26 protein-coding genes are annotated in these 19,339 nt (G+C 41.7%); 22 read left to right on the top strand and 4 right to left on the bottom strand.

Annotated features, from left to right (window positions below; all coding sequences use genetic code 11):
* Positions 1-23: 23 nt before the first annotated feature.
* The 3 genes from bioB to QR42_RS14110 all read right to left on the bottom strand — a co-directional run bounded on the left by bioB (position 24) and on the right by QR42_RS14110 (position 2,128).
* A complete protein-coding gene (gene bioB, locus QR42_RS14120) occupies positions 24-1,019 on the bottom strand; it encodes a biotin synthase BioB (RefSeq protein WP_039181027.1) in 996 nt (331 codons plus the stop codon).
* A 152-nt stretch (positions 1,020-1,171) separates the two neighbouring features.
* Complete coding sequence (locus QR42_RS14115; RefSeq protein WP_039181025.1) at positions 1,172-1,522, bottom strand: hypothetical protein; 351 nt, start codon at positions 1,520-1,522, stop codon at positions 1,172-1,174.
* A 228-nt stretch (positions 1,523-1,750) separates the two neighbouring features.
* On the bottom strand, positions 1,751-2,128 hold the full coding sequence (locus QR42_RS14110) for a helix-turn-helix domain-containing protein (RefSeq protein ID WP_039181022.1): 378 nt from the start codon (positions 2,126-2,128) through the stop codon (positions 1,751-1,753).
* Between the two features lie 159 nt (positions 2,129-2,287).
* On the opposite strand from QR42_RS14110, the gene QR42_RS14105 reads away from it, so the two are divergent.
* From QR42_RS14105 to QR42_RS14025, 18 genes are all read left to right on the top strand, one after another.
* On the top strand, positions 2,288-2,551 hold the full coding sequence (locus QR42_RS14105) for a helix-turn-helix transcriptional regulator (protein ID WP_039181019.1): 264 nt from the start codon (positions 2,288-2,290) through the stop codon (positions 2,549-2,551).
* The gene (locus QR42_RS19485) at positions 2,548-2,700 is read left to right on the top strand and encodes a hypothetical protein (RefSeq protein WP_175297167.1); all 153 of its coding nucleotides are present in this window, start codon (positions 2,548-2,550) and stop codon (positions 2,698-2,700) included. Before QR42_RS14105 ends, QR42_RS19485 begins: the two co-directional genes overlap by 4 nt.
* Positions 2,678-2,917, top strand: a complete 240-nt coding sequence (locus QR42_RS14100; RefSeq protein WP_144246071.1) for a hypothetical protein — start codon at positions 2,678-2,680, stop codon at positions 2,915-2,917. Before QR42_RS19485 ends, QR42_RS14100 begins: the two co-directional genes overlap by 23 nt.
* A 50-nt stretch (positions 2,918-2,967) precedes the next feature.
* The gene (locus tag QR42_RS14095) at positions 2,968-3,369 is read left to right on the top strand and encodes a RusA family crossover junction endodeoxyribonuclease (RefSeq protein WP_039181017.1); all 402 of its coding nucleotides are present in this window, start codon (positions 2,968-2,970) and stop codon (positions 3,367-3,369) included.
* Positions 3,370-3,419: 50 nt separating this feature from the next.
* Positions 3,420-3,572: an XtrA/YqaO family protein gene (locus QR42_RS14090; RefSeq protein WP_414428686.1), complete on the top strand. Its 153-nt coding sequence runs from the start codon at positions 3,420-3,422 to the stop codon at positions 3,570-3,572.
* A gap of 127 nt (positions 3,573-3,699) precedes the next feature.
* On the top strand, positions 3,700-4,218 hold the full coding sequence (locus QR42_RS14085; RefSeq protein ID WP_039181011.1) for a sigma-70 family RNA polymerase sigma factor: 519 nt from the start codon (positions 3,700-3,702) through the stop codon (positions 4,216-4,218).
* 152 nt (positions 4,219-4,370) lie between these two features.
* Complete coding sequence (terS, locus tag QR42_RS14080; protein ID WP_024423266.1) at positions 4,371-5,015, top strand: phage terminase small subunit; 645 nt, start codon at positions 4,371-4,373, stop codon at positions 5,013-5,015.
* Positions 5,016-5,023: 8 nt separating this feature from the next.
* Positions 5,024-6,325, top strand: a complete 1,302-nt coding sequence (locus QR42_RS14075; protein WP_162253746.1) for a PBSX family phage terminase large subunit — start codon at positions 5,024-5,026, stop codon at positions 6,323-6,325.
* The gene (locus tag QR42_RS14070; protein ID WP_039181005.1) at positions 6,322-7,779 is read left to right on the top strand and encodes a phage portal protein; all 1,458 of its coding nucleotides are present in this window, start codon (positions 6,322-6,324) and stop codon (positions 7,777-7,779) included. The genes QR42_RS14075 and QR42_RS14070 overlap by 4 nt, the downstream gene beginning before the upstream one ends.
* 38 nt (positions 7,780-7,817) lie before the next feature.
* The gene (locus tag QR42_RS14065) at positions 7,818-8,906 is read left to right on the top strand and encodes an XkdF-like putative serine protease domain-containing protein (protein WP_039181003.1); all 1,089 of its coding nucleotides are present in this window, start codon (positions 7,818-7,820) and stop codon (positions 8,904-8,906) included.
* 22 nt (positions 8,907-8,928) lie between these two features.
* Positions 8,929-9,852, top strand: a complete 924-nt coding sequence (locus QR42_RS14060; protein WP_024425904.1) for a phage major capsid protein — start codon at positions 8,929-8,931, stop codon at positions 9,850-9,852.
* Between the two features lie 13 nt (positions 9,853-9,865).
* Positions 9,866-10,249 carry a protein YqbG gene (gene yqbG / locus QR42_RS14055; protein ID WP_039181000.1) on the top strand — a complete coding sequence of 128 codons (384 nt, stop codon included), beginning with the start codon at positions 9,866-9,868 and terminating at the stop codon, positions 10,247-10,249.
* Positions 10,246-10,602: a YqbH/XkdH family protein gene (locus QR42_RS14050; protein WP_039180997.1), complete on the top strand. Its 357-nt coding sequence runs from the start codon at positions 10,246-10,248 to the stop codon at positions 10,600-10,602. The genes yqbG and QR42_RS14050 overlap by 4 nt, the downstream gene beginning before the upstream one ends.
* A complete protein-coding gene (locus QR42_RS14045) occupies positions 10,599-11,096 on the top strand; it encodes an HK97 gp10 family phage protein (protein WP_039180994.1) in 498 nt (165 codons plus the stop codon). The genes QR42_RS14050 and QR42_RS14045 overlap by 4 nt, the downstream gene beginning before the upstream one ends.
* Before the next feature lie 4 nt (positions 11,097-11,100).
* Positions 11,101-11,556 carry a phage tail terminator family protein gene (locus tag QR42_RS14040; RefSeq protein ID WP_039180991.1) on the top strand — a complete coding sequence of 152 codons (456 nt, stop codon included), beginning with the start codon at positions 11,101-11,103 and terminating at the stop codon, positions 11,554-11,556.
* Positions 11,543-11,755 carry a YqzN/YkzM domain-containing protein gene (locus QR42_RS14035; RefSeq protein WP_039180988.1) on the top strand — a complete coding sequence of 71 codons (213 nt, stop codon included), beginning with the start codon at positions 11,543-11,545 and terminating at the stop codon, positions 11,753-11,755. Before QR42_RS14040 ends, QR42_RS14035 begins: the two co-directional genes overlap by 14 nt.
* A gap of 3 nt (positions 11,756-11,758) precedes the next feature.
* The gene (locus tag QR42_RS14030) at positions 11,759-13,105 is read left to right on the top strand and encodes a phage tail sheath family protein (RefSeq protein ID WP_039180985.1); all 1,347 of its coding nucleotides are present in this window, start codon (positions 11,759-11,761) and stop codon (positions 13,103-13,105) included.
* A 1-nt stretch (position 13,106) separates the two neighbouring features.
* The gene (locus QR42_RS14025; protein ID WP_024423257.1) at positions 13,107-13,550 is read left to right on the top strand and encodes a phage tail tube protein; all 444 of its coding nucleotides are present in this window, start codon (positions 13,107-13,109) and stop codon (positions 13,548-13,550) included.
* Positions 13,551-13,837: 287 nt separating this feature from the next.
* Here QR42_RS14025 and QR42_RS19660 read toward each other — a convergent pair whose 3' ends face one another.
* Complete coding sequence (locus QR42_RS19660; RefSeq protein WP_231730857.1) at positions 13,838-13,894, bottom strand: putative holin-like toxin; 57 nt, start codon at positions 13,892-13,894, stop codon at positions 13,838-13,840.
* 185 nt (positions 13,895-14,079) lie between these two features.
* Here QR42_RS19660 and QR42_RS14015 point away from each other — a divergent pair, with 185 nt between their 5' ends.
* The 4 genes from QR42_RS14015 to QR42_RS14005 are packed head-to-tail and all read left to right on the top strand — an operon-like array spanning position 14,080 to position 19,338.
* Positions 14,080-14,520 (top strand): phage tail assembly chaperone, encoded by a 441-nt coding sequence (locus QR42_RS14015; RefSeq protein WP_039180982.1) that lies wholly within the window; start codon positions 14,080-14,082, stop codon positions 14,518-14,520.
* Between the two features lie 41 nt (positions 14,521-14,561).
* A complete protein-coding gene (locus QR42_RS19285) occupies positions 14,562-14,699 on the top strand; it encodes a hypothetical protein (protein ID WP_095285871.1) in 138 nt (45 codons plus the stop codon).
* Positions 14,700-18,677, top strand: coding sequence for a transglycosylase SLT domain-containing protein (locus QR42_RS14010; protein ID WP_052196531.1), 3,978 nt, complete (start codon positions 14,700-14,702; stop codon positions 18,675-18,677).
* On the top strand, positions 18,670-19,338 hold the full coding sequence (locus QR42_RS14005) for a LysM peptidoglycan-binding domain-containing protein (RefSeq protein ID WP_039180978.1): 669 nt from the start codon (positions 18,670-18,672) through the stop codon (positions 19,336-19,338). The genes QR42_RS14010 and QR42_RS14005 overlap by 8 nt, the downstream gene beginning before the upstream one ends.
* The last annotated feature ends 1 nt before the right edge of the window (position 19,339 follow it).

Below are 19,339 nucleotides of genomic sequence, written 5' to 3'. Positions count from 1 at the left end.
TGCCGGTGAATCGGCAGACTTTTTTATAACGCACATTCTTCTATTTCAAACCCTAAATCTTCAATGATGTGATGATCCGTTTGGACTTGCTGGCCTTTTGTGGTTAAATAATCACCAACGAAAATCGAATTTGCCGCATAAAGTGCGAGCGGCTGGAGTGTCCGTAAATTAAACTCTCTACCTCCGGATACCCGAATTTCCTTTGTTGGATTGACAAATCTCATCATTGCCAGCACTTTCAATGCTTTGATCGGATGTGTCCGTTCTTGATGCTCAAGCGGTGTTCCTTCAATGGCATGAAGAAAGTTGACTGGAATTGAATCCGCATCAAGTGCTCTAAGCGCAAAAGCCATTTCAACGATTTGCTGATTGGTTTCACCCATTCCAATAATGACCCCTGAGCAAGGTGACATGCCAGACTGTTTGACCTGCTCAATGGTCGACACGCGGTCATCGTATGTATGAGTTGTCGTAATGTGAGCATGATGTTCATGATGTGTATTGATATTGTGATTATACCGATGAACACCTGCTTCCTTCAGCCGCTTCGCTTTGTCTTCATTTAATAACCCAAGACAGGCACACACCTTCAAAGGCATCGTTTCAGTGATTTCCTTTACTGCTGCTGTAACTTCATCTAATTCCCTATGAGAAGGCGCTCTCCCGCTTGCCACAATACAATAAGTCCCGGCTTTTCTTTTGAGAGCCTCACGCGCCCCTGCCACAATGGTTTTTTGATCAAGCATTGTATATCTTTCAACCGGTGCTTTTGAAATCATCGATTGTGAACAATATCCACAGTTCTCAGGGCAATATCCACTTTTTGAGTTGAAAATCATATTTAATTTCACCTTTTTTTGAAAAAAATGAAATCGTACTTGATAGGCTGCATGCATAATAGGTAACAATTCACTATCGTCAGCTTCAAGAATGTCTAAACCCTCTTGCACCGTAATCGGTTCATTTTTCATGGCCTTCTCCGCTATCGCTTCCCAAGACAAAGACAGTTGCTCTTTCATCATTAATGCCTCCCTTATTATGTTAACTTATTTTTATTAAAAGTTAACATAATGGAGAGGTGTTGGCAATCATGAATCAAATGAAACCAACTTTAAACACCAAAAGGCGATGACTCCATGTCATCGCCTTCAGATATGTAAAGCTAGATTGCTTATCGAACCGTAATATAGTTAATGACAAGCTCGCCTTGTGAATTATAGTAAGAAACGGTTACTGAACCGCGTTGTACGGCACGAATCCAAGTGAAGTTTGGAGCCGTTTGATCTAATTGAATCGCATACGTTGCACCCGACACAGAAATTTGGCTTGCTGGAAGAGAGACGGCGATTGAAGAACCTACAGAAAGTGTACGGTTCACTGTAATTACTTTATTCATAATAGGAGCTTTTGCTATGACTGGTTCTTTTGGCTGTGCAGCTGCATGAGCACCTTCAGTTTGAGAGAACGTAAGAGCACCTAAAGCAGCTAAAGACAATGTACAGACTTTCATGAATTTTTTCATCGGTAACACTCCTTTTTTTGGTATATACATATATTAATATTAATAGAATTATATGTCAATTATAATATGTGAAAAAAGAGTAATTGTGGTGAAAATTGTCACATATTATGTCGGGAATATTAAAAAAACACATGATTTTTTATTCATATGCTCTTTCTTTTTAAGGGAAAAAAGAGGTATAAAAAAAGCTGGGTTCACCCCAGCAATGTAAAGCAGATGAAAGAGTGATCAATGGTCGTCTTGCTGTTTTGGCTGACGGCCTTTTTGCTTCTCTTTCTCTCTAATGTAGTTAATAAAATCGATGGTTTGTCTTCGTGCTTCTTCGGAAAAATCTGAGGCGGCTTTAAATGCAATTTGCAAATCAGGATCGTCTGCAAGATCATCATCGTGTCTGCCTTTGTCCTTACCTGTGAGAAGATAATCGGTTGAGACCCCATATAACTCAGCAATTTTCACAATCATTTCACCGTCGGGCTTTCTCAAGCCATATTCCCAGTTTGCATAAGTGGACATCGCCTTTAATCCGAGTTTTTTAGCAACTGTTGACTTGCTCCATCCATGCTTCTCTCTTAATTCAGTTAAAATCTTCCCAGTCAAATTATCCATCAGAAACACCTTTTTTCATGTTATGAGTAAATTTTATCATGAATTACACGGAAAAGATAAATAAATACACAAAAAGAATAAAAATGTGGTTGACTTACTCGTTTTGTGTATATTATCATAATGAATATAACTTACACATATTGAGTAAGAGGTGGAAAGATGAAACTTGAAAATTTACGAGAAGAGCGCATGTTGCAAGGAAAAACACAAACCTATATGGCGAAAAAATTAGGTTATAAGTACACAAGTGGCTATGCGAATATAGAAATGGGCAGAACGAAGCCAAGCTTAGAAATAGCAAAGCATATTGCAGATCTGCTGAATACCGGTGTTCAAGAGCTTTTTTTTGGTCAAAAGTTACACAAAAAGAGTAAATCTCTAGAAGAAGATCAGTTCTTAGAAAAGGAGAGACGAGCAGAATGAATATTGAACATCCAATGGTGACACAGATGAGTGACTTTGGTTATCCAAAAAGCTACTGGTCATATGACATGAAACGATATGGATACCAAACAGAAATTGATGACAGTTTGGAGGGATCTGAAGAAGATGAGACATCAGCTGATGTTTGATGCTAGAAAAGAAGCGCAGCTTTGTTTAGACCAAGCTGGCGGCTGGATCGCCTTTTATCAACAGAAACCGATGTTTGTTTTTGCCACAGCAGAAGAGAAAGAGACATATATGACCCTCCTGAAAGCTAAGTCGATGACAAAAAAGGAGGAATTAGGGCGACGTGAAACGATGGAAGCAAATCATGACATTTTTGAAATGCTTGCTCAAAGCGAGTAAAAACGAACAAGATATCCGCCAGTGGGCAGAGGATGACGGGAGATCATAACATGGTCATCCATTTAATCATTGAACATGAACATTTGTTAACAAAAGAGACATTGATGAAAAGAATACGATCAGCTGCAAAAGTACAATGCCCGCAAAAATTAGAAGGTGCACTATCACTTGAAATTCGTTTATTTGATCACATGCCGCTTGACATAGCTGACTGCCAAAAAAAGCGTACATACGCAGAAAAAGGGTTGATACGCCCGGTCCACGTCAGCATCTTACAGCCAAGTCTACAGCATATTCAAGAAGCACTTCATTCTATAGCCGATCAAGTCCCTCTGCAGATTGTCGATTTAAGAGTTTCCCAGTTTTATAGTATGTGTGAAAGAGTTGAAATCATTATCAATACGGTAGGTGGTGGCACGAGGCCACCATCAAAAAAGGAGACAAGCATATGAACGAGCCAAAACAACTATTCATTCAAGATAACCAAACATTTGTCGGTGAGATGGAAAAAGGAAAAATTCAAGTCATCGTGTTAGATGGAAATGTAGGAACGGCTTATCAAATAGATGTACCTGAACATGGAAAAACCATTATTCAAACGGCAAAAGGTCATTTTGCAAGAGTAGATCACGAGATTGGTTTTAAAATCAGCTAACAGACTAAACACATCAAATCATAATACGTCCAAGACGGAAAGCCTGCGGACACTGATCAAGACCCTGCTAAAAGGGGACCTGATTGGTGTCCGTTTTTTATTTTCTTAAAAAAGGGAGAGAGCCAATATGCAAGATTTACTCATTGAATATAAAAGAGCCTTAAAGAATGCTAGAAAACAATATGAACCATTTAAAGAAAAAGAAGAACATCAGCTGTCCGTTCAAGACAAGCATGATAAAAAAATGATCGCCAGTATGGTGAGCGATCTAGAATACGTAGTAGAATGGCTACAAATCGGAAGAGAGCCAGGTGCGCGCAGAGGGTTAGACAGACGTTCAGTCTATCAGCGCACCATTCTTGCAAATCCAGAAGTGTTAGAGGCTTTATCACATGAATATACCCTTATTCAAGAGAAAGAAAGAGAAGTCAGTGAGAGAGACAAAAAACGAATTGATGAAGCTTTGTCTGTTTTAACAGATCGAGAAAAGGACGTATTCTTTATGCACACAACACAAGGATTATCGTTTAGCGAGATTGCGGTCATGCTGGATGTCAAAAAAGGAACTGTGCAAAAACATATGGAAAGAGCGCGGACGAAGATGTCCAAAAAAGTACAAGAACGCCTATTCAGAGCTGCTGAATAGGCGTTTTTTTCTATCCAAAATAAATCAGCTAAAGCTTGTCTTACAGTTGCCACCTATAGTTAGAAAGACCAAACGAATGTTTGCTAGCCCTACACAAATGATTCCTTCAAAGGGAATCATTCGAATTAAAAGGAGGCGGCAGGTGAATGTAAATGAAAGATAAACGGATAGAGGCCAAGCAGGATTATATGAAGGGGATGACGTACCAGCAAATTGCTGATCATTACAATGTCTCAATCCATACCGTCAAATCGTGGAAAAGGCGATACGGATGGCAAAGACAAAAAACTTCGTCTAAGCAAGCACACTCAATCTTCAATCAATTTCTTTCAGATGAAACGATTGAAATCATGGAGAAAATGGATGGACGCACATCGCTTGATTTAATCTGGGATCAAATTCAAATTCAATATGCAGCCATTATTCGGGCGCAGCGAATCATGTATGTAGCAGATCAAGAGGACATGATCAAAGAGCTGAAAAAGGCGGCATACATGCCTTCTTCATTAGAAGAAACAGGAGAAGGCATTCAGCCAGAACTAGACATCACCTCAGAAGAATATTCGTTTCAATTTTCATGGGATCGGCATGCGACGTTTCTAAATGCACAATCCCGTGCAATGGGTGAACTCAGGCGTTTAATAAAACAGTTTGAAGAGCTCGCACATGCGAAGGATGAACGAAGATTAAGGCTGAAACAAATTGAACTGACGATCGAAAAAACAAAAAAAGCAGTGCGTGAAGAAAAAGAGGAAGATCTTCAAATCATGATCAAGCGAAAAGAGGACGACTCATGACGCCATTGATTGAAAAAGAAGTCAATCCTCACTTTGAACACTTTCTATTCGATTGGAATCAAAAGTTTCAATTTTTAGTTGGAGGCTATGGCTCCTCTAAAAGCTATCACATTGCTTTAAAGCTCGTCTTAAAGCTGCTGGAAGAAAAACGGACAGCACTTGTCATTCGAGAAGTGTATGATACGCACCGCGAATCAACCTTTTCTTTATTACAAGAGATCGTCAGCGACCTCGGCATCGACCATGTGGTGAAGTGCCGAAGTTCGCCGCTTGCACTGACGTTTCGAAACGGCAGCAGCATCTTATTTAAAGGGCTGGACAAACCTGAAAAATTGAAATCAATCAACAACATCTCGATCATTTGGATTGAGGAATGTTCAGAGGTTTCTTATGAAGGCTTTAAAGAGCTGCTTGGAAGGCTGAGGCATCCATCCTTACCGCTTTATATGATGTTATCGACCAATCCTGTTGGTCAGGATAATTGGACGTATAGACATTTTTTTCGAGATGAACAGCTGAAGCGTTTTGTTTTAGATGATGAAACCTTATACAAAAAGCGAACCGTTGTTATCAAGGATACGTATTACCATCACTCCACGGCAGAAGATAATCTATTCCTTCCTAAAAGTTACGTAAAGCAGCTGGATGAGCTGAAAGAGTATGACCCAGACCTCTATCGCATTGCGAGGAAGGGATATTTCGGCATTAATGGCACAAAGGTTTTTCCTCAATTTGAGGTGAGAAGCCATTCTGATGTATTAGAAGCCATTCAGCAGATTGACAGACCGCTGAAACGAGCAGGCATGGATTTTGGATTTGTTGAATCATACAATGCGCTTATTCGGCTAGCTGTCGATCATGAAAAAAAGTACTTATATATTTATTGGGAATATTACGACCGCGGGAAAACAGATGATGAAACAGCCCTTGACTTGAAAGAGTTTATTGAATCAAAAGAACTGATTAAAGCCGATGCAGCCGAACCTAAAACCATTCACTATTTTCGGCAGCGCGGCTTTCAAATGGTGGCGGCACATAAGTTCCAAGGCTCACGTTTGCAGTATACAAAAAAGATCAAACGGTTTAAGAAAATTATTTGTTCTGATGCATGTCCATATACCATCTATGAACTTCAATCACTAACCTATAAGGCAGATAAGGATGGACGTCTAGAGGAAGATGAATTTCAAATCGATCCACACACATTATCAGCCATCTGGTATGCGCTGGATGATTATGAAGTGACAGATTTGAAACAGACTGCCTCGGAGCGTGTCCGTCCAAACAGAGAGAGGAGGTCCATACAATGAAACAATTGAAAGCAACCATTATGAAGGCAAACATGTCTGATCATACAAAACAAATGTATGCAGATGAATTTTCCTACGAAAAGGATGACATTGTTCCCCCGCCTTACAATATTAATGAATTAAAAAGTATGGCAGAATATTCAACCATTCTTCAGCAATGTATTGATGCGTATAAGACCAATATTTTAGGCTTTGGTTTTGGTGTAGAATATGCCTTTGACTTTAATGCAGAAGGCGTGAAACCGGCAAAAAAGAAGGCAGCAGAGAAGGAATGGACAAGACTTGAAGAGTTTACGAAATACATGAACTATGATGAGTCTGCTGATGTGGTGCTTGGCTATGTCATCGAAGACCGGGAGAAAACAGGGAATGGTTTTTTAGAAGTTCTCCGAGATGGCCAGGGAAAGCCGGCAGGAATCGAGTATTTAGATGCGCTCCATATCCGCATTTGCAAGCTGAGTGAGCCAGTCGACGTCGAATTTCGGTATACAGAAAACGGCGAATTGAAAACAATGAATCGAAAGAAGCGATTCCGTAAATATGTGCAGGTGATCAATGAAAAGAAAGTCTTCTTCAAGGAGTATGGTGATCCCCGCATTTTACATTGTGAAACAGGCAAATACGATGACACCACCCCAGAGCCGCTGCGTGCAACAGAAGTGATTCATTTTAAAATCGGCAGTGGAACGTATGGGATTCCCCGCTGGATTGGCAACATCGTCAATATGTATGGGGCACGCAAGGCAGAAGAACTGAACTACCTTTATTTTAAACAAGGGCGGCACGTACCTGGTGCCATCATTGTCGAAAATGGAATGCTGTCTGAGTCATCCTATCAGCAGCTTCAAGATTATATGGACGATATTGAAGGCTCTGATCATGCACATAAGTTTCTATTGCTTGAAGTCGAAGGTCTCCCGACGGAAAAAGGGTTAACTGGAGAAGAAGATGTTTCAAATGTCAAAGTGAACTTCAAATCCTTAGCAGAGATCTTGCAAGAAGATGCACTCTTTTTAGAATACGATGAAAAAACAAGAAACAAAATCCGCTCTGCTTTTCGACTGCCGCCTATTTATACAGGTGAGTCTCAAGACTATAACAAAGCGACAGCCGATACGGCGCGGAAAACAACAGAAGAACAGGTATTTCAGCCTGAACGGCACCTCATCACAGGGAAACTCAATACCCTTTTCCTGCCGGATCTTGATATTTGGCATGTCCGTTTCCTATTAAATGGTCCTGACTTTAGAGACCCATTAGAGATTGCCAAGGTTCTGACACCATTTATTCAGGCTGGGGCAGTGTCACCAAACGATTTGCGAGATCTGGCGGGACGTATCCTTGGGAAAACGTTAGAGGAATGGCCGGAGGATCTCTATCACAGACCTTTAGAAAGCCGCATGACATCAGCTGAACAACAGCCTCAACGAGAGCCAGATCAGTTGAAAGAATAAACCGAAGCGCGTGCGCTTTTTTGAAAGGGGGTGAACATATGCCAAGAGAATTAAAAAACGCAAAAATTACGCATGTTTCCTACGTGGACAGAGCCGCAAACAAAAAGAAATTCTTTTTGATGAAGGCAAAGAAAAGCCAGCCTGACTTTCAAAAAGAGGTGAGTGTGCTGACAAAGGCAGAAGATGCTCATCGCCTTGTGTATGGTGTCGTGTATGAACCGAATACACCTGATGCACACCAAGACTTTATGTCTGCCAAAGAAATTGAAAGAGCAGCACATGGTTTTATGAAGGATGCCCGCCACATTGATAAGCAACATGATTTTCAACATGGTGTTGGAGAAGTGGTTGAATCATACATTGCACCAGCTGATTTTGAAGTAGGCGGTGAGCTGATTCGAAAAGGATCTTGGGTGCTTGTAACAAAGGCTTCTCAAGAGATTTGGGATCAAATTCAGAAAGGCCACATTACAGGATATTCAATGGCAGGAACGGCGGACATCGTAGCAATTGAAGAACAAGATCAGCTCCTATCTCAAAGCACGAATGAGAGAGGGCTTTTTTCTTTGCTGAAAAATTTCTTTTTGAAAGAGGAAGGTGCAAACATGTCACAACAATTTTGGAGCGTTTTAGACCACCTGCTGGAAACCTTACAGTCAAGTGATGGTGATGAGGTGGGTGTAAGATCAGCGCTTGAGCAATTGCTGCCAATCGTGCAGGAGATTTTGAAGACAGAAGATGTGCTTCAAACGATTGGTGAAAGGCCAGCCTCCGTACAAAAACAAGACGCCGCTTTGACGACGGAGCAAGTACGAGAGCTTGAAAAAGCAAAAATGGCCATCGAAAACGTCTTACAGCATGCTGAACAGCAGGAAACAGATCAAACTGGGGAAGAACCTGTCCAAAAGGTGCTTGAGCAAGCCGTAGCACCAATTCGTCATCAGCTTTCTTCTTTAGAGAAATCAGCCAGCAGAGAAAAAGCTGCGCTTGAGCAAGTGCTTCAGCAGCAGCTTTTGCCTATTTCAGAGCGGATTCACATGCTTGAAAAAGCGCGCGGCATGTCAAAACAAACAATCCACGATACACAAAACGACAGTACAAAGCCCATATGGGATGGCTTACTATAAGCCTAAATAAGGAGGAAATAGTGTGAGAAATCAAGAGTTGATTCGCAAGGCCGAAATGACACTTGCCAGCTTAAAAACCGGCGGTCTCATGAACGCAACCCAATCCAACACATTCATTAGAATGATGCAAAATACACCAACCGTTTTAAATGATGCACGTATCATTCCAATGGAAAGTGATTCACAAAAAATCGAAAAAATCGGCTTTGGCCAGCGTATTTTGCGCCCAGCAGAAGAAGGCAAAGCGCTTGATGCGAAAGACCGTGTTGTCCCAGCGACAAGCACTGTCCAGCTAAATGCGAAAGAGGTCATCGCAGAGATCCACATGACCTACGACAGCATTGAAAACAATATTGAGAAAGACGGCATTCAGCAGACGATTATGCAAATGCTCGCTGAACGAGCAGCGGTTGACATTGAAGAGCTCATCGTCAATGGCGATACGACTTCAGCAGATCCATTTCTAGCTCAAATGGATGGCGTGAGAAAACAAGCAGTATCTCATATCGTAGATGCAAATGGAGCGGAAATCAGCCGCCAAATGTTTAAGCAAGCTTATAAAGCGATGCCGTCAAAATATTTACGTGTTCCTCAGGATTTCCGTTTCTACACATCCCCAAGCTTAGAAGTTGAATGGAAGGATCAAGTAGCAAACCGTCAGACGGGCCTTGGAGATGCGGCCATTCAAGGCGGACTTTCTTCTGCATTCGGTGTGCCGGTCAAAGGTCTTGCCAATATGCAGCCATATGACGAAGCGGGAACAGATGTATCAGATATTTTGCTGACACATCCTAAAAATATTATCGTAGGTTTCTCTCGAAATATTCGAATTGAAGTAGAAAAAGATATTCGCAGCCGTAAATTTATTATTGTCCTCACAGCGAAGCTAGACAGCAAATTTGAGGAAGAGGATGCTGTAGCAAAAGTGATGAAAGTGAAAGAGTAGGTGACGGCAGACCATGATCATTTCTGCTGAAGAACTGCAGGCCTATTCTGTATTTGATCGTGTGAAAAATCGATCTGTAGAAAGACTGACAGCAGATATTATCGAAGCAGAAGCTGCGGTATTTCAGATCGTAGGTCACGATTTCTCAAGCGAAAAATATCAGCCTCTCCCTGAAAAAGCAAGAATCGCATTATTAAAAATGGCCCAATATTTTGCCATGCTGAATGATGACGAATCTATGATGAAAGGCTTTACGTCAGAGAAAATGGGCGATTATTCATATGCAAAGGCAGCTGATCAAGTGAAAGGCAGACCCTATGTATATGCCTTGCTAGTAGATTACATTGAACCAACATTAACTGCCGGCAGTGCCAAACTAAAGGTGAGATCATTATGAGCTATCAATCTCTATTAACAGATCGCTGTGATCTTTTTCACCTTGAACATAAGGAGTCTGCCCGCGGGAAATTTGGAATTCCAGCTGATGATTTACAAATGACACTTTCCTATCCCGACGCTCCCAGCCTGACCGATCTAGCTTGTTATGTCATAGAAAAGAACCAGTCACTTGTGCAAGAAGAGCCGAATACAGTCATTTATCAATCCTATCTTGTCCATTTTCCTTTAGGAAGTGATATTCGCTTGCATGACAAAATGGTGTGGAATGGCGTGTCACTCAAATTACAGCAGCCTAAAAAAGTGAAAAATCATCACATCGAAGTGATGGCAGTTAGGAAGGAAAATCTATGAAAATTGATGGACTTGACCGGCTGATTTCACAACTGCAGACAGCGTGTGGTGGCGGTTTAAAGGCAGAATATCAAGATTGGTTGGAGGACATGGGCCTGCAGTTTTTAGACATCATTCAGGATGAATTAATCAAGGAGAATGCTGTTGATACAGGACGGCTTCTAAGATCCTTTACACAAGGCGACAAGGAGAATCTTTTTTTCCTTTCAAAAGGCGGTCTCACACTTGAAGTGGGAACGCAGCTTGAATATGCCTCCTATGTCAATGACGGACATGCCACTTCTTCAAGTGGAGAGCGAAGATGGGTGCCTGGCAGATGGACTGGCAGCCGCTTTGAATATGATCCGAATGCAAGTACAGGAATGATGCTTGCCTCTCAATGGATTGAAGGCAATGGCTACTGGGATCATGCTGTCATGCTCTATGAGAAAATGTTTGAACAGTCGCTGGATCGAAAGCTGCAAAGCTGGTTCGATCGACATTTTGGGAGGTGATGGAATGAATCAAGAAGTCGGGGCAATCATGCATTATATCTACACACACTTTCCTGTGACAATGTATGATCGTCTTTTGCCAGAACGCTTTCAAGTGCCATCTGTTTATGTGCCGCCTGTGACAGTGATCAGTGGTCCAGATACGGTTTCTACCTTTATGAAATCTTATTCGCTACAAGTGAAAGTCTTTCATATTGATACAGAAAAAGCACATGATGCGGCAGAAACAATCGTTGATGCATTGCTTGCTGATCGTCAAATCATTCAGATGATGAGTGAAGACGGAGAGGTGCTTGATGATTATGTCCGCATAAAAAGAGTGGAAACAAGAATGATAGATCAAGGCGTAGCAGCGATTGTCCTGACATGGGATAGCAGCTATTGGTACAACCGGGACAAACAGGCAAGCCTTGAAGATATCAACTTTTCAGATGGGGTGATCAAACGTGAGCAAGACTAAAAATGCACAGCCCGCTCAAACAGCCGGCGAAGAAAAAGAATTTGGCTTTTCATTTGAAGCCTTAAAGGAGCACAGCAAGGATCTTTTTGGGGTCAAACCAGAAATCCTTGAAGGCGCTCTTTTTTATATCAAAGATCAACCAATTACAAAAACAGAAGCAAAAAAGCACATTGATGCTTTTTTGTCCAAGGAGGTTTAAAGGATGAACGGAGGCACTTTTACACCAGGTACAGAGAAAAAGCGTCCTGGCATTTACTTTAATTTTAAAACAACAGCAGAGCAGCGAATTACTTTAGGTGACCGAGGTACGGTGGCACTTCCTCTTGTGATGAGCTGGGGAGAACCAAAAACCTTTATTTCCGTTTCAAATATGGAAGACTTAAATAAGAAGGTTGGACTTAACATTGATGATAAGTCACTTCTTCTTTTCCGTGAAGCAAAGAAAAAAGCGCAAACGGTCTTGCTTTACCGCTTAAATGAAGGGGAGCCGGCTAAAGCTGAAATTGCTGAAAACTTTGTGGTCACAGCAAATTATGGCGGCCTAAAAGGAAATGAGATCACAGTACAAGTGGCAGAAAATGTACTTGATAGCACAAAGCGCGATGTTATCACTTATCTTGGAACAGATATTGTGGACAAACAGGTTGTCACTGATGTCAAAGATCTTGTGAAAAACAAGTACGTTCAATTTTCTGGTGAAGGTGAAGCAGTCATCACAGCTGGTGTGGCACTAAGCGGCGGGAAAAACGGCGTGGCAAGTGTTGCAGATTATACAGCTTTCCTAGAAGCAGCAGAAACAGAATACTTCGATGTCATTGCCCTTCCAGTCGATAATAGTGAGCAATTAAAAGCAACCTTCGCTTCATTTATCGAGCGTTTACGTGATAAGCAAGGACGTAAGGTGCAAGGGGTTGTGGCTAATTACGCAGCTGACCAAGAAGGAATCATCAATGTGACAAGCGGTGTTGTACTCGAAGATGGAACAGAACTAACACCTGCTCAAACAACAGCATGGGTCGCAGGTGCAAGTGCCGGAGCAAACTTCAATCAGTCACTCACCTTTGTTGAATACGAAGGAGCAGTCGATACATTAGAACGCCTTGACAATGATCAAGTAGAATACCGATTATCACAAGGGGAGTTCATTTTCACCTTTGATGCGAGAGATCGCACCGTGAGTGTTGAAAAAGATATTAACTCTTTGACAAGCTTCACAGCTGAAAAGAACCAGCAAATGGCGAAAAACAAAATCATTCGTGTGCTTGATGCGATCAACAATGATTTAACTTTCGAATTAAAAAATCTGATTAAATTACGCAAAGCCAATGGCAATGACATTCCAGCATCAGATGATGGTGTGCAGCTTGTGAAAACACTGATTACCCAGTATCTCACACAGCTTCAAGATGGCAGCGGCATTACAGGCTTTAACTCAGAAACAGATATCGTGATCGGCCTCAATGAAGATCGTGATGGATTTATCATCGATTTAGCGGTTCAACCAGTAGATGCAGCAGAAAAATTCTATTTCAATGTGGAGGTGAAGTAAGATGGCTTTTAAAGCGCAAAATACAATTTCAGGTAAAGAAGGTCGTCTTTTCTTAGAAGGTGAGGAGCTTGCATTTATCAAAACCTTCGAAGCAAACGTGGAGAAAAACAAATCAGAAGTGAACGTCATGGGCCGCCGAATGACTGGCCATAAAACAACGGGAGCAAACGGAACAGGAACGGCAACCTTTTATAAAGTTACATCTCGTTTCGTTCAATTGATGCTCAATTACGTGAAAAAAGGAGAAGATCCATATTTCACTCTTCAAGCTGTCATTGACGATAAATCATCAGGCCGTGGCACTGAGCGTGTGACATTATTTGATGTCAACTTTGATTCAGCTAAAATCGCTGGATTGGATGTTGATTCAGAGGCGCTTGAAGAAGAAGTTCCTTTCACGTTTGAAGACTTTGATCTTCCTGAGAAGCTGAAGAATACTTTCTAAGAAAAGTGGAGGAAATCAGCTAATTAATTAGCAAATTAAAAACTGAATATGCTATAATGCAGTTGTAATACAGCCGTCTTGAAGCCGTCTAAATTTCGTCTGGCAGCGTCTTGTATTCGATTCATTAAAATATGTTTACATGCAAAGCCATTTGCATACAATAAAAAAAGCCAGGATGCTCTAACATCCCGGCAATGTACAATGAGGCCCTCAAAGGGGCTGGCTAATCAATTTAGATAGTTTTTAGGATAGACTTCCCCTTCAACCGTCCAAAGCTCAAGGGGAGTCTATTTTTTGTTTATATACGTCAACAAAGTAAGGATAAACATCCCGAATAAAAACATGAGGGAAATCGCTTCAAATGTTGACATATGCATCACCCCCTTCCTATCGGGGATGAGCCAGACGCCCTTGAGCAAGCCATTCAATTGTACAATTAAAATTATACATGAAAAGATTGGAAAGCACATTCAAAAAATGGATGTGCTTTTTTGCATTCAAAAAAACATAACAAAGGGAGTTTTTAAACATGAGTGAAAAACAAACATTTGATCTTTCATTTTTTATGCCAGGACAAACAGTAGAAGCGGAAGAAGTCAAAGTACCGATTTCTAAGCGTTTTGTTGATAAAAAAGGGAATGTCATTCCTTTTGTCTTTAAAGCTATTACAACTGAACGTATTGATGAACTGGAAAAAGAAAACACAACCTTCAAAAATATCAAAGGCAGAGGACGTGTGAAAGACTTAGACAGCCAGCGCTTCTACGCACGTATTGCAATTGAATCGACGATTTACCCAGATTTCCGTTCAAAGGAATTAAGAGAAGCCTACAGCACTCAAGATCCAGTTGAAGTAGCAAAACGTGTCCTGTCAGTCGGTGGCGAATATGCGAACTGGTTAAACAAAGCAATCGAAATCAATGGATTCGAAGATGAAATTGAAGATTTAGAAGAAGCAGCAAAAAACTAATAAAAGATGGGGATAAAGAAGCCGTGTTTTTATATTACGCGATGCACGAGCTTCACTACTCCCCATCTGAACTCCTTGATTTATACGAATCACCAAGACCGTTCAAAGCATTCCTTTTCGGACTGATCAGCTACAAACTAGACATGTTAGAAAAAGAAGCAAAGAAAGGAGGTAAGTAAATGGCGAAACTTACAGCGCGATTTGAATTAGAAGACCGGGTGTCGAAAAAGCTATTACGCATTCAAAAACGGTTTCAAACATTTGAGAAGCAGCTCAAACCATTTAGAAAACCAGTGAAAATAAGCCTAGAAATGGATGAAAAGAAGCTTAGAAATCTCACCTTATCGCTCCGGAAAATTTCAGCTGTTACCATGACGCTGGATCAGGGAATCTATCGTGATCTAAAATCATTAAAAAATCAGTTAAATATGTTACCGAATCATATGGTCATATCCATTCAAGCAAAGGGACTGGATGTCATTAAAACCAGCATAGATCGTTTGAGACAAGTGGGGACAAGTCCCATTATGCTGACGTTTAAATTGAACGATCAATTATCAGGTAAAATATCATCAATCAAAAAATCAATCCTTCAGCTCATCAACAGAACGTACTATATGAGATTAAACATGGTTGACCAAGCCACCGCTGCAATTCAACGAATCAAAAAGACACTCAAAAGCTTGACGATGTCCAAACACGAAATCAGAGTGTCTGTTCAAGACAATGCAAAAAGTAAGTTGAAAAAACGAGATCAGGCAGAGTCTGTTGTGAAAGAAAAAACCATAAAAAAAGAGCCTGAGGCTGCTAGTCCGTCAGCTAAAACGGATGAACCTAAACAGAGTTTGCTACAGAACTTTGCCAATAAAGGATTAAATGAAATTCAAAAATATGCAGGTGACGTTGCAGACAAAGTGAAGGAAAAATTGAGTCCTAGAAAGTTTTGGGATGAAAAAGCACTTCCTTGGGTTGAAAATAAAATAGAAGAGTACAAACAAGATGTGATCGGAAGAATTAAAGAGAAGATTAAATTTAATCCTGAAGAAAAACTAGATCAATGGGTGAAGACTGGATTAGATCGTCTCTTTGGAGCAAGTGATCAATCAAGTGAAAATAGCAGTACCACTCCGACACCAACAACAGCGCCAACAACAGCGCCAACAACAGTGCCAACAACAGTGCCAACGACAGTGCCAACAACAGCGCCAACAACAGCGCCAACAACAGCGCCAACGACAGTGCCAACAACAGCGCCAACAACAGCGCCAACAACAGTGCCAACAACAGCGCCAACAACAGCGCCAACGACAGTGCCAACAACAGCGCCAACAACAGTGCCAACAACAGCGCCAACATCTAGGTTAAGGGGACTAGGGGATGCGATGAAAAATATCGGTAAAGGGAGCGGTAAATTACTAAAGAAAGTACCTATTCTAGGTGGTTTACTTAGTGCAACAAATTTAATCGGTATGAAAAAAGAGAATGCTGGTGAAAAGATCGGTACGACTGGAGGCGGTATCGCCGGCGGGATGGCAGGTGCAGCAGCAGGTGCAGCCATTGGAAGCGTAGTTCCAGGAGTAGGTACAGCTATCGGTGGTCTAGTAGGCGGCATCGCTGGAAGTATGGGCGGCGAATCTATCGGTGAAACGATCGGAAAATGGTTTGATGGCGGCGGATTTGAAAAGATTGGCCAAAAAGCCATTGAAATCAAAGACCAAATTGTTGAAGTTTGGTCAACAGTTGCGACTTGGTTCACAGAAAATGTCTGGACACCATTAAGCAGCACGGTTGTCACAGTAGCAACGACCATCTGGTCAAGCCTAGTCAATGCCTGGACGTGGATTCAAGAAACATTCAGTGCAGTAGCAGGGTGGTTTATCGAGAACGTTTGGACGCCGCTAAGCAGCACAGTCGTTACGGTAGCAACGACCATCTGGTCAAGCCTAGTCAATGCCTGGACGTGGATTCAAGAAACATTCAGTGCAGTAGCAGGGTGGTTTATCGAGAACGTTTGGACGCCGCTAAGCAGCACAGTCGTTACGGTAGCAACGACCATCTGGTCAAGCCTAGTCAATGCCTGGACATGGATTCAAGAAACATTTAGTGCAGTAGCAGGGTGGTTTATCGAGAACGTCTGGACGCCACTAAGCAGCACAGTTGTTACAGTCGCTACAGGGATTTGGACAGCATTATCAAATGCATGGAAAAAGATACAATCAATCTTTGGTGCTGTATCGACATGGTTTATGGAAAATGTGTGGAATCCACTTGTAGATACCGTAGGAACCATTAAAGATGGTATCGGGGAAAAGTTTGAAGAAGCGTATAAAGTCGTGACAGATATATGGGATGGGTTATCCAAATGGTTTGAGGACAACATTCAAAAGCCGATTGTAAAAGTAGCAGAAGCTATTGGTGATGGGTTTTCTAAAGCGTTTGGCTGGGTCAAAGATTTGTTTAATAAGGCTAGCGGTGGGGTTGATTTTGTATTGAAACAAGTCTTTGGAACCCCTGATAAAAAAGCCACAGGCGGCTATATCACCCAGCCAACCTTATCATGGGTTGGTGAAGCAGGTAACGAATTTGTTATTCCAACTCAAAATAACCGAGGACGCGGAAAGATGCTGCTTGCTCAGGCCGCTTCTCATCTTGGAATGTCTGTTATGCCAAGTGGAGCAGCTGGAAATCAAGTATCAAGCTCTCCAGCTCCTACAGCAGTAGCTGCATCATCTTCTGTCGGTTCAATAGACGGATCGGTCTCGATGACTGGGGACATTCAGGCCTCTAGCATTGGCGAGCAATTTAATGACGATTTTGAACAAGGGTTAAATCGTAAAGTAATTTCCCTTGATCAATGGAAACAAAAGAATATTCAGCAGCCTTTTGGTCAATTGACATCAGACTCAGGAAAGTATGGTCAACAAACGGTTTCAGCCTTTGCAAATGGTCAGCAGATGACACCAACAGGTACAGCCAGCTTCTTGCAAAGTCGTGTAAAAACACCATACCAACAAGTAATGACAACATCACCAACTTGGGGCACTGGGACGGTGAGAGGTTTTGCAGCAGGTCAAAATGCTACATCAACTGGCACAAACTTATACGTAGATCAACATATCAAACAACCATTCCTGCAAGCAAAACAAGAATCACCAAGCTGGGGCTCAGGAATGATTGACGCCTTTAACAGCGGCATGCGTTCCAAAGGAAGCGAAGTCACGCAAGCGGCCAAAGAAATGGCGAAGAAAGTAGAACAGGCGTTTAGAGAGGAATTAGACATTCACTCCCCTTCACGCGTCATGATGAGTCTTGGGAAATTTGCATCAATCGGTGTCGTCAAAGGGCTCGACTCAGTTGATGTGAAAAAATTTGCTGAGAATCAGGCTGGTTCATTAATTGGAGCCTTCAGCGGCATGGGAGCTTCAAATCTTAATGTGAAGCAATGGCTCATGGCGGCTATCATGGCAACTGGTACATCTATGAGCTGGCTTCCAGGTCTGATGACCATCGCGCAGAATGAGTCACATGGAGATCCGAGAGCGATCAACTTATGGGATTCCAATGCCAAAAAGGGAACACCTTCTAAAGGCTTAATGCAAACCATTGGAACGACGTTTAACGCCAATAAAGGCAAGGGCATGAATGACATTTGGAACCCAATTCATAATGCCGTAGCAGCCATTAACTACATTAAGGGCAGATATGGAACAGTCTTCAATACGCCGGGATTACGAAGTATGAGAAGAGGCGGCCCTTATAAAGGCTACGCAAATGGCGGATTGATTACTCAAGAGCAGGTGGCTAGAGTCGGTGAAGGAAACAAACGTGAATGGATTATTCCCGAGGAAAGAGGCATTCGCGGAAGGTATTTATTGACGCAGGCAGCTAAGGCACTTGGGATGCAAGTATATGATCCATCAAATGCATCTGCTCCTTTACCAGAAGCACAGATGCAGCAAGTCACCTCAGCTCAGTCAACAGGCAGTACAACATCATCGTCAGGTAATAAACAAATCACGATTCAATTCAATGGAGATCAGCATTTCCATAATGGACAAGATCAACAATCGCTAGTCGAAAAAATTAAACAAATGCTTGTAGATGAACTTGAAGTAGAGCTTCATACAGGAACGAAGGGGGTCGTGATTGATGGGTAAATCAGTGTATCAATTGTGGATTTCCCAAGGAAAGGACAAGTTGCGATTCCCTGTCCTTCCATCCGAACTCGAAATCACAAATAACGTACAAAATGAAACGGTAAAGGTCGCTTCTTTTGGAGAACTGACTTTTATTGACGTACCATCGGCTAAACAAGTATCATTCACCTCATTATTTCCTAAGAAATATTCGCCGATTGCTGAATATAAAAGTATTCCATCACCAGAGAATGCAATCGGGAAAATTGAACGAATGATGCGTTCTAAGAAATCCGTGCGGTTGATTGTAACTGGAACAAAAATCAATATGACGTGCAGCATTGAAAGCTTCACCCACAAGGAAGGGTCATATGATATTGGAGATCGTGAATTTACGATCGAGTTAAAAGAATATAAAACCGCATCTCCTAGGAAAATCAAACGGAAGAAAAAAGCAAAACAAACGAAAAAGAAACGGCCTTCAAAAACACCACCAAAAATGTACACCGTCAAAAAAGGGGATACGCTATGGGCCATTTCTGGCAGGTTTTATGGCGACAGTACAAAATGGCGGCGTATTTGGAATGCCAATAAGTTAGCGATGATTAAACGTAGCAGACGTAATATTAAGCAGCCGGGGCATTGGATTTTCCCTGGACAAAGGTTAAAAATACCACAATAGG

It is taken from the genome of Bacillus sp. WP8, from assembly GCF_000800825.1.
Lineage (GTDB): Bacteria > Bacillota > Bacilli > Bacillales > Bacillaceae > Bacillus > Bacillus safensis.
This window is presented reverse-complemented; position numbering and strand designations above follow the sequence as displayed.